The sequence below is a fragment of the Flavobacterium sp. genome (assembly GCF_025352425.1).
In the GTDB taxonomy this organism is placed as follows: Bacteria; Bacteroidota; Bacteroidia; order Flavobacteriales; family Flavobacteriaceae; genus Flavobacterium.
Genome location: NZ_JANXTI010000039.1, coordinates 93,652 through 103,609 on the forward strand (window position 1 = coordinate 93,652; position 9,958 = coordinate 103,609).

General features: G+C 34.6%; 14 protein-coding genes and 1 pseudogene. 7 read left to right on the forward strand and 8 right to left on the reverse strand.

Annotation, left to right across the window (positions count from 1 at the left end; translation table 11 throughout):
• The first annotated feature begins 174 nt into the window (after nucleotides 1-174).
• The 5 genes from Q0Q99_RS06000 (at nucleotide 175) to Q0Q99_RS06020 (ending at nucleotide 3,787) form a co-directional block, all read left to right on the forward strand.
• Nucleotides 175-681 (forward strand): hypothetical protein, encoded by a 507-nt coding sequence (locus tag Q0Q99_RS06000; RefSeq protein WP_293892919.1) that lies wholly within the window; start codon nucleotides 175-177, stop codon nucleotides 679-681.
• 140 nt (nucleotides 682-821) lie between these two features.
• Nucleotides 822-1,346 (forward strand): hypothetical protein, encoded by a 525-nt coding sequence (locus Q0Q99_RS06005; protein WP_293892922.1) that lies wholly within the window; start codon nucleotides 822-824, stop codon nucleotides 1,344-1,346.
• A gap of 71 nt (nucleotides 1,347-1,417) precedes the next feature.
• Nucleotides 1,418-1,945, forward strand: a complete 528-nt coding sequence (locus Q0Q99_RS06010; RefSeq protein WP_293892925.1) for a superoxide dismutase family protein — start codon at nucleotides 1,418-1,420, stop codon at nucleotides 1,943-1,945.
• Nucleotides 1,905-2,522 (forward strand): YdeI family protein, encoded by a 618-nt coding sequence (locus tag Q0Q99_RS06015; RefSeq protein ID WP_293892928.1) that lies wholly within the window; start codon nucleotides 1,905-1,907, stop codon nucleotides 2,520-2,522. The genes Q0Q99_RS06010 and Q0Q99_RS06015 overlap by 41 nt, the downstream gene beginning before the upstream one ends.
• 56 nt (nucleotides 2,523-2,578) lie before the next feature.
• Entirely contained in the window at nucleotides 2,579-3,787 is a 1,209-nt protein-coding gene (locus Q0Q99_RS06020; protein WP_293892931.1) for an LETM1-related biofilm-associated protein, read from the forward strand.
• A 55-nt stretch (nucleotides 3,788-3,842) separates the two neighbouring features.
• On the opposite strand, the gene can is transcribed toward Q0Q99_RS06020, so the two are convergent.
• Nucleotides 3,843-4,481, reverse strand: coding sequence for a carbonate dehydratase (gene can, locus Q0Q99_RS06025; RefSeq protein ID WP_293892934.1), 639 nt, complete (start codon nucleotides 4,479-4,481; stop codon nucleotides 3,843-3,845).
• A gap of 136 nt (nucleotides 4,482-4,617) precedes the next feature.
• Here can and Q0Q99_RS06030 point away from each other — a divergent pair, with 136 nt between their 5' ends.
• Nucleotides 4,618-5,559, forward strand: a complete 942-nt coding sequence (locus Q0Q99_RS06030; protein ID WP_293892937.1) for a LysR substrate-binding domain-containing protein — start codon at nucleotides 4,618-4,620, stop codon at nucleotides 5,557-5,559.
• Between the two features lie 33 nt (nucleotides 5,560-5,592).
• Here Q0Q99_RS06030 and Q0Q99_RS06035 read toward each other — a convergent pair whose 3' ends face one another.
• The 6 genes from Q0Q99_RS06035 to Q0Q99_RS06060 form a co-directional block, all read right to left on the reverse strand.
• Complete coding sequence (locus tag Q0Q99_RS06035) at nucleotides 5,593-5,787, reverse strand: hypothetical protein (protein WP_293892940.1); 195 nt, start codon at nucleotides 5,785-5,787, stop codon at nucleotides 5,593-5,595.
• 149 nt (nucleotides 5,788-5,936) lie between these two features.
• On the reverse strand, nucleotides 5,937-6,152 hold the full coding sequence (locus tag Q0Q99_RS06040; protein WP_293892943.1) for a hypothetical protein: 216 nt from the start codon (nucleotides 6,150-6,152) through the stop codon (nucleotides 5,937-5,939).
• A gap of 101 nt (nucleotides 6,153-6,253) precedes the next feature.
• Nucleotides 6,254-6,454 carry a hypothetical protein gene (locus tag Q0Q99_RS06045; RefSeq protein WP_293892946.1) on the reverse strand — a complete coding sequence of 67 codons (201 nt, stop codon included), beginning with the start codon at nucleotides 6,452-6,454 and terminating at the stop codon, nucleotides 6,254-6,256.
• Between the two features lie 125 nt (nucleotides 6,455-6,579).
• Nucleotides 6,580-7,242, reverse strand: a complete 663-nt coding sequence (gene mnmD, locus Q0Q99_RS06050) for a tRNA (5-methylaminomethyl-2-thiouridine)(34)-methyltransferase MnmD (RefSeq protein ID WP_293892949.1) — start codon at nucleotides 7,240-7,242, stop codon at nucleotides 6,580-6,582.
• 2 nt (nucleotides 7,243-7,244) lie between these two features.
• On the reverse strand, nucleotides 7,245-7,685 hold the full coding sequence (locus Q0Q99_RS06055; protein WP_293892952.1) for a hypothetical protein: 441 nt from the start codon (nucleotides 7,683-7,685) through the stop codon (nucleotides 7,245-7,247).
• A gap of 15 nt (nucleotides 7,686-7,700) precedes the next feature.
• Nucleotides 7,701-8,195, reverse strand: coding sequence for a DUF4920 domain-containing protein (locus Q0Q99_RS06060; RefSeq protein ID WP_293892955.1), 495 nt, complete (start codon nucleotides 8,193-8,195; stop codon nucleotides 7,701-7,703).
• 270 nt (nucleotides 8,196-8,465) lie between these two features.
• Between Q0Q99_RS06060 and Q0Q99_RS06065 the strand changes: the two genes are divergently transcribed.
• The gene (locus Q0Q99_RS06065; protein ID WP_293892958.1) at nucleotides 8,466-9,533 is read left to right on the forward strand and encodes a branched-chain amino acid aminotransferase; all 1,068 of its coding nucleotides are present in this window, start codon (nucleotides 8,466-8,468) and stop codon (nucleotides 9,531-9,533) included.
• Nucleotides 9,534-9,835: 302 nt separating this feature from the next.
• Here the strand turns inward: Q0Q99_RS06065 and Q0Q99_RS06070 are convergent.
• Nucleotides 9,836-9,958: pseudogene (locus Q0Q99_RS06070) on the reverse strand (IS982 family transposase); the annotation flags it as partial.

Genomic DNA, 9,958 nt, shown 5'->3' on the forward strand with positions numbered 1-9,958 from the left:
CTTCCAAAAATACAAATTCAATATTTAAAAATGTATGCGAGTAAATTAATTATTGTGATTTAATCTGCATTCAACATAATGTAACGAATAATCGAAGTTTTATAACCAGTTACTTTTATTCTTTTATAATTTTGCAGAATTGCGGTGCCTTTTTTTATATTAGTTCAAAATCCTATGAAAAGAATTATTTCATTTTGCTACGTCTTATTTTTGGTTTGCTTCGTCAGTTCGATTACGCTTGTGTCGTGCAAAAGCAAAAAGTCTATCGCTGAAAAGCCAACAACTAAAACCTTCGAAAAAGCAATAAAACTGGTAAAACCAGAAGAAGTTGAAGAAGTAAAAAAAGATCGAGCTTACGATATTGGCAAACGCTTACTTGAATCCTGCAATACTTCACGCTTCAAAACTTTTAACAATACTGAAGCGACTGATAAAGTGAGGCAAAATGCTACACGCGAGAAAATTTCAGCCATCTGTAAAAAAATAAATCAGCGTAACGGAAGATTCTTGAACATAAATCTTATTGATATTTCATTTAATAAAAAAACAAAAGAACATATTTTCCGTTATAGTATTGGATACGAAAAAAAGCTTTACAAACGAGAATTATTTGTTACTATAAATACCTTAAATCAGGTTTCTGCCATTTCCACAAAAGAAGTTTCGTCTAAACCATTGTAAAAACAATCTAGTTAAGCTCCAATATTTCATACAAACGAATTGATGTTGAAGGTTGACGCAGTAACGATTTGTTTAATTCAGTTTAGGAAATTTTTTTATTCCAAACAAATTTCTATTTTAGTGGCTTAATAGAGAAGCAAATGAAACTACTTGGAATTGGCTCCAGAATAAATCACGCCGAATATGGCAAAGGCGTTGTAACTAATGTATCTTCAAAAGAATATTGGGTAACTTTTATCGACGGTGGATTAGAAACCATAGATTTTGATAGCGAATTTGAGGTAATCGAGGCTGCTGAAAACGAAGTGGATACAATCAGTTTTTATGATGTAGAACAAGGATTACTTTCTATACTTAAAAAATGGAATGGTTTGGGAGAACCCGTAGCCATTGGCGATAAATGGAAAGGTGGTAACATGAAGTTGGAACCCGGACAAGCTGGCTTAGCGCACAAAGATGTGCCTATAGATGTGTTCTTCCACAAAATTGTAATGCTTCGTGACCGATTAAGGGTAATGGAACAAAAAATCAATGCAAGCAATATTGAAGAAATAGAAAAAGTGGAGCTCCAACAATACATCACGCGAATTTATGGCAGTTTGACTACTTTCAACATATTGTTCAAATCTCAGAATGATTATTTCGTTGGCGAAAAAACTAAATAAACATTTACCTTTCAAAACTTTACAACGTTCATTAATTGCTTACTTTTATAGTAATTTAAAAAACATGCTCGATGAAAAAAATATTTATTTTAATAGCCGGCTTTGGACTATTGATTTTTAGTTGTAAAAGTTCAAGTACGGGTGGCGACTCCAAAAAAATCAATATTCAATTTGAATCAAAAAGTGGCAGTAAAGTGCAGGGAAATGCTGTTTTCACTGAAAGAGATGGCATCGTATTCTTAGAAGCCAAATTAACAGGATTAACACCCGGAGTTCACGCCATCCACATTCATGAAAAAGCGGATTGCTCTGCAGCGGATGCAGCTTCTGCTGGCGGACATTGGAATCCAACGTTCAAAAAACATGGTAAATGGACTGATGCCGAACATCATAAAGGAGATATTGGCAATTTCAATGCAAATGCAGATGGGACTGCGACCGTACTATTCAAAACAGATGAATGGTGCATTGGTTGTGGAGATACTACCAAGGACATCTTAGGCAAAGGACTTATTGTTCATGACAAGCCCGACGATTTTACTACACAACCTTCAGGAAATGCCGGAGCAAGAGTTGCCTGTTCCGCGATTATACAATAGTTTGGAAGAAAAAGAACTTTTATACTTCAAAAATGCCCAGGAATGGCGAGAATGGCTGCACAATAATCATCATTCGTCAAAAGGTGTCTATCTTGTTTTTTATAGAGTTGCCAGCGCAAAGGAAAGCATGCGTTGGGAAGAAGCCGTTCAGGTTGCTATTTGCTATGGATGGATTGATTCTACAGTAAAAAAATTGGATGACGAACGCAGACGCCAAATGTTCACGCCGCGTAAAGATAAAAGCGTTTGGAGCAAACTCAATAAAACCTATATCGAAAAACTTATTACTAATAATCTGATGCATGAAAGTGGTCTAAAGAAGATTGAAATTGCTAAACAAAATGGTTCCTGGACAACACTCGATGGCGTAGAAAACCTAGAAATGCCTAAAGACTTAAAAACGGCCTTTTCCAAAAACAAAACCGCATTGGAAAACTATAATAACTTTAGTCCTTCCTATAGAAAAAGCTATTTATATTGGCTGAACCAAGCCAAACGTGAGGAAACACGATCAGCACGTGTTTCAGAAATCGTAACCCTTTGTGAACAAAACATCAAATCGAGGGGAACATTCTAAATTTGATTTCTTCATTCATAAAAAAGATTTAGTTTTACAGCCTAAACGTATCCCAAATGATTAACCCTTCAGCAAACGGTTGGATTGACAAGTTCTTTATTGAACAAAAAACTTCAGGGCAGCCTATCATTGATTCAGAAGAAGCGTTATACATCCGAACACGAGCTACAGGATTTATTTTTGGACACATCGTGAGTTTTGATACCGTAAAGCCAATCCCAATAACAGAACGGCTTCCTCAAGAAATATCAAAAATTGGAATGCTTATTACGCTATATCAAATGTATTGCCTGACCAAAAAAGATACAGACAAAGACCACTTTATTTCCGAAGCCGTTGCATTCTATAATCTTCTGACTCCAAAAGGGTTTAATCCTTTGCAGAAAATGCTTCCCACTAGTTCTGACTCGAGTAAACTGGAGAAAATAATTCACGACAGAGCGCAGACTAACGAAGATTTGTTTAGCAAAAACTTCTCTCATGTAATTACTAATGCGCTCCTTTTTGTAGATGTTTTGGCATTCAAGAAATATCTTGAGAAAGGTTCGCTTCCAGAGAAATATTTCAATAAGATTGAAGATATTGTCATTAGCATTATTTCGCTTTCGCTAAAGTCTAAAACCGGAATTTCGATTCATGATGATTTGTTGGCGAAACTGTTTGAATCGTCTGTTCGTTACAATAAGTTTTCAAACGCCAAAATTAAAACCATTGATGACTTGGATTTAAGTTATCTCAGCAATAATTTAGAAAAATTCTACATGATAGACTTGGCGGGAATCAGTTTGTGGAGCGATGAAAAAGTGGAAAACGAAGAGCGCTATTTTCTATTCAAGTTGGGAGAAAAGTTAAGTATTGCCGAAGCTTTCGCTATCGAAAGTATCAACTTTATCAATAATTTTATTGTAAAATATAAACATGAGATTCCGTATTTCAACAACTCAAATCCGGTAAAGAATTTTTATGACCATACTACCGAAAGTGTACAAATCCTGATCAACAGAAACAAAAAAAGATTGGTTAAGGAACTTTCCCAAAGTAAGGAACTCATGCATCTTTTGGCGAAATCAACACACAAAGAACTGGACAAGGAAGAAAAGAAAAAAATGAAGATACAAATGCTTGATATCTGCAAAACTGTACCTTCATTGACTATTTTTCTTTTGCCTGGCGGAAGCCTACTGCTGCCAATTTTAATAAAGTTTATTCCACAGCTGTTGCCGTCGGCCTTTAACGAAAATGACGAAAGAGAACCAAATCCATAGGTAAAAGTTGGAGCAAAGCGGAATAAAAAATCGCCCGAAAGCGATTTTTGCTTTTCTAAAACTTCAGTTGATATACTTCATCTAAGTCTTTATTGGAACTAATATTGACTTTTAAATCGGTTACGAATCCAGAATTCAAACCATATACCCAGCCATGTAAAGTAAGATCTTGACCCGCTCTCCATGCTCCCTGAACAATTGAAGTTTTTGCTAAATCAAACACTTGTTCTTTTACGTTAATTTCAACAAAAGCATTGAAACGGTCATCTTCATTGACTATCGAATTAAGATAAGTATCATGTAAACGGTAAACATCTTTAATATGACGAATCCAATTGTCAATAATTCCGATTGAATCATTACCCATCGCAGCTTTCACTCCACCACAGCCATAATGACCACAAACTATTACGTGTTTTACCTTCAAAACATTTACTGCATAATCCAGCACACTAAGCATATTCATATCGGAATGGACGACCATATTGGCAATGTTTCTGTGCACAAAAACTTCACCTGGCTTCGCTCCTATAATCTCATTTGCCGGTACGCGACTGTCGGAACATCCGATCCATAGTAATGGTGGTGTTTGCCCTTTGGCTAAATCTTTGAAATAATTTGGATCTTTTTCCAATGTTCTTTCAACCCATTCTTTATTGTTTTCTAATATCTTTTTATAAAAATCGCTACTCATTGTTTTTATTATTTTTTAAATTGTAAAACAGGTTATAAAAGTAAGTATTTACACTTTAAGTATACTGATTTATTTAGGCACAATCTATAACTTAAATTTATTGTTTTTATATATTTGCATCAAATTTTACTATAAAATGACTATTACACAACTAAAATATGTTCTGGCTGTTGCCGAACACAAGAACTTTACACTTGCAGCGGAAAAATGTTTCGTTACCCAGCCTACGCTGAGCATGCAGATTCAGAAGATTGAAGAAGAGTTAGGTATTCAGATTTTTGATCGAACCAAGAAACCTATTCAGTTAACCGAGATTGGGCAACAGATTGTTAATCAGGCCAAAAATATTGTTAATGAAGCGGGTAGGATTCAGGATATTGTTGACCAACAAAAAGGATTTATTGGCGGCGAATTCAGGTTGGGAATTATTCCAACGATAATGCCGACATTATTACCTATGTTTCTCAATAATTTTATCAAAAAATATCCTAAAGTGAAACTAATCATCGAAGAGTTAAATACCGATGAAATTATAGTAAAACTCAACAATGGTCATTTAGATGCCGCTATTGCAGCAACACCATTGGAAGAAGAAAAGATAAAGGAAGTCGTTTTATATTTTGAACCCTTCGTGGCTTATATTCCCGAAGGCCATAGTTCTTTTCAAAAACAAGAAATTGAAATCGATGATTTAAATATAGATGAAATTCTGCTACTCCAGGACGGGCACTGTTTTAGGCAAGGAATTTTAAATTTGTGCAAAAATGTAGCTGCTAACGAAAAAGCGCATTTCCAAATTGAAAGCGGAAGTTTTGAAACCCTAATAAAACTTGCAGATGAAGGTCTGGGAACAACGCTGCTTCCCTATTTGCACACTTTGGATTTAAAAGAAAAAGACCAGCTTAAATTACGGCATTTTAAAGAACCAAAGCCGGCGCGCGAGGTGAGTTTGATTTTTCCGAAAAACGAACTGAAAATTCAAATTATCGATGCTTTAAGAAGCACTATTGCGGGAGTTGTAAAAGGTGCAATTGTCTTTCAGAATGTACAAATCATAAGTCCAATACAAAAAAAATAAGGAGCTTTGCACAAACTCCTTATTTTCTTTCTGTTAACTAACTACAGATAAACATTGTCTTAATTCGGGATGCTCATTCGTAAAGAACTGCAGCCATTTTTTTAATTGTTCAACTTCGTAAGGCAATAAATTTTTAATCGCTTTTTTTAATTCTTTTGCGAAAAGAGCCGGATCGAAGCTTACTCTTTCGAGTACCGATTTGGTATAATCATAGATCATTCTAGGCATGTTAATTTAAGATTTGGGGTTATCTTATTGTAAGAACGTTTCGTAAAAGTATATTAAAAAATGTTTACGAACAACAAGATACTTAAAAAAAAATCGTTAAAACACTGTTTTAATCGTTAAAGTGCAATTATTTAATTTTTTTTTAGCTTTTAACTTACTAAAACATTTCGATCTAGTAAATCCCAAAACCATTTTTGTGTCTCCGGTTTATCAGCAGTAAAATAAAATAACCAATTGATAAGGTTTTCCTTTTCGTAAGGTAAGAGCGTTTTAGATGCTCTTATTAATTCTTTCACAAAAAGGTCTTTGTTTTTACTAACTTTTACAATCGCAGATTTTGTGTAATCATACATTAACTGTCCCATAACTGTAAAATTTTAAAGTATACTTAAAGTTACGAAAAAATCAACCTAGCGGTTTCAAACATATGTTAAATAAAAAAGGAACCATTTAAGTTCCTTTAGTTCTATTTATTGTCAATAAGCAACATACAATGTTGCAGTTCTGGTTTTTCCTTGATAAATTTTAAAAGCCATGAAGCTAATTCTTCTAATTCAAAAGGCAACAAGACCTTACAAGCTTTTTCAAGTTCTTTGCAGAAAAGAGAAACGTCAAAACTTACTCTTTTCAACACATTTTTAGTGTGGTCTAACATCGATTTAGACATAAACAACTATTTGATTTAAATTAATATAAAAAGGTAAGAACGGTTTGGTATATCAAATATAAAAAATATTAGTGCGCACTTATTAAAAACGATGCTAAATTTGGCTACTCAATAATGTTAAAGTTTTAAAATGCTTTAGTGGCGCGCAACATCTCTCTTTTGCCTGGAGCACCAGGTAATTTTTCTACAGAAAAACCTGCTGATAACATAGCATTCTTTATGGAACTGCGACACGCATAGGTTACCAAAACGCCGTTGGGCTTCAACGCTTTAAACATGTTTTCGAATATTGTTTCAGACCAAAGTTCGGGCTGCACCCTAAATCCAAAGGCATCAAAATAAATCAGGTCGAAAGCGAGTTCGTCATTGATATCCTGAAAAAACTGTTTGCGTTTGGTTAAAGTAAAATGATCTGAAAGTGCGTGCTTTTGTTCCCAACTGCATTCGTGCATTATTGTGAAAATTGCGGCATCACTTCCACTAATTTCTTTTGGATAGTTCATTTGCATGGCTTCTTCCGTAATAACCGGATAAGCTTCTACTCCAACGTAATCGATGTGCTGATTATTTTTTTTGGACTCAAAATAAGTTATAAAACAATTCAGGCCGGTTCCGAAACCTATTTCTAAGACACTAACAGGCTTGGATTTGAAAAGTGAGAGCCCATTTTTTATAAATACGTGATACGCTTCCTGAATGGCGCCGTGCTTAGAATGGTAACTTTCATTCCATTCTGGTAAATGAATGGTTGTGGAACCATCACGGGTTTGGACAATCTCGCGTTTCAAAATTACTTTATATACAATTTTTTGATTCTCGGAATTGGTCCGCCGCATTTACTTTCGTGACATTTAAGGCAGGCATCAACACCTGCATTGAAATGAGCTGTCAGATTTTCCGGATCGCTATAAAGTAATCTTTGTGCAGCTATATAGTCTTTGGCTTTTTGTTTAAAGAACAAATCGTTTTCGGTTTCATCGGTAAATTTTGCCGTATAAATTTTTAGAAAATGCTCCGGAAATTGTCCAATTGTATCACCTTTCTGAATACGTTCCTTTACCCGTTTATTGTCAACGTACATTTGTTCCATCAAAGCGGCCATTTCTGACATTTGATACATTTCCAATTTCTTTTCTTTGCCGGACGGACATTTCTTTTCTTCTCCTTTGACTTCTTTCTTTTGGCAGGAGCACAAAACACAAACTAAAACAAGCGTTACTATTCTTTTCATGCTAAGTCTACTACTTTATTTTTTGATGTAAACGCCATCCGCTAAGAACGAATAGGTTACTTCTGGTTTGGTGATTTTTGCAATTTCGGCAGCCGATTTTCCACCATCTTTTGCATAATGTTTTAAGGATTCAACAGATTCAACATCAACAAACGCTTTTCCATTTACAATGGCTTCGCTGTTACCGGCATTTAATGGAACAAAAAAACCGTAATCCTTAAATTTCACAAAGGACTCATCATCGCCTGCTAATTGCATTTTCATCCAACAACCTTTCTTTTTGCAAACTGCTTTGATATTGGATTTAAACTGCACAGTAACTGTATCACCTTTTTTAAGCGTTTTATACTTTTTCAACATTTGGTCTTTAGTATAAATTTTAGTCACTTTGAAATTGTCGCCAAACAAAGCGTATTCTTTACTATTAAAGGCCTTTGCTTTCTTTTGTGCCATTACTGCTGTTCCAAAACATACGAACAGCATTACGAGGATAAGATTTATTTTCTTCATGAGAGAGTTTTTAAAAGTGTTGCGAATATACAAAAACCAATAATATGGTGACAATTATTTTTAAATTTTCACAGTGAAATCAAAGCCTAAAATAGCTTGAAACGCGTGGCGTATAAAAAAGTTTTCAATTTTTTTTCACTATGCAAAATGCATTCATATTTTCATTAGTTTTACAAAAACTAACAACACAACTATAATTTTCGGAAAAAGAACTATAATGTATTAGTTATCAATAGTTTGAACTTTTTTCTGAATTAAATCTATTATTAAATGATGTTAAAAACTACTCACGAAATCGATATAGTCAGAGCAAATTCTTCTAAAATTGACGAAATCGATTTTGAAAACCTTGCCTTTGGAAATGTATTTACAGACCATATGTTGATTTGTGATTTTAAGGAAGGTAAATGGCAAAGACCAGTCATCAAACCCTACGAACCTTTCTTAATTGATCCTTCGGCAAAAGTTTTTCACTATGCACAGGCTATTTTTGAAGGAATGAAAGCCTATAAAGACGACAATGATGATGTTTGGCTTTTCAGGCCTGACCAAAACCTTGATCGTTTTAATAAATCAGCAGTAAGAATGGCGATGCCTGAAATTCCCGAGGAAATCTTTATTGGCGGTTTAAAAACCATAGTTGAAATGGAAAAAGACTGGGTTAAAAAAGGTTTGGGTAACACCTTATACATCCGGCCGTTTATGATTGCGATTGGTTCGGGCGTTATTGCCCAGCCCTCAACACAATATAGATTCATGATTATTCTTTCACCCGCCCGTGCCTATTATTCAGGGGAAGTAAAAGTGATTATTGCCGAGCATTACAGTCGTGCCGCCAATGGTGGTATTGGAGCTGCTAAAGCGGCAGGAAATTATTCGGCACAATTCTATCCTCAGAAACTGGCACAGGAAAAAGGATTTCAACAAATCATCTGGACGGATGATGCTACACATACAAAACTGGAAGAAGCGGGAACAATGAATGTTTTCTTCAGGTTTAATGATACTATTTGTACCGCGCCAACAAGTGAGAGAATTTTGGATGGTGTTACCCGTAAAAGCATTATTGATATCGCGAAACGCGACGGTATTAAGGTGGAAGAGCGTTCAGTGTTGGTTTCGGAATTGATAGAAGGTGCCAAAAACGGAAGCTTAAAGGAAATATTTGGAGCAGGAACTGCTGCAGTCGTTAGTCCGATTGTGGGCTTTCAATATCAGGAGCACTACTATGAGTTGCCTAAAATAGAAAACGCTATTGCACTACAATTAAAAGATACTTTGACTAAGATTCAGTATAAAATGGCTGAGGATACTTTTGGGTGGACGGTTAAGGTTTAGTGTTACCTTATTACATACTAAATAACAAAACACAAAAAGAAAATCTGAAAGCGCGGAATTGCATTTCGTGCTTTTATTAATTTTAAGCAATTTCCATCATAATGAAAAAGATAATTTTAATCCTTTTGTCTATTATAACTTTTGTAAATTTAGTTTTGCTCATTATTGCACTTACGCAACCCGCTTCATCATTGTATCCTTATCGGTTGGTAATTGGTATTTTACTTATCGGTTTTGGGGGCTACCTCAGACAGCATATCGTGTTGTATAATAAATCTAAGAAACTAACCCGTTGGGTGTAATTAAATAATTTGATTTTTAATATTGTTTATTGGTCTATCAAATATGAATTTATTGATATATTGAACCAAAGTTAATGCTGTTATTTTAGCTAAAATTCTTGTTTTAAATCCTTCAAAAGATTT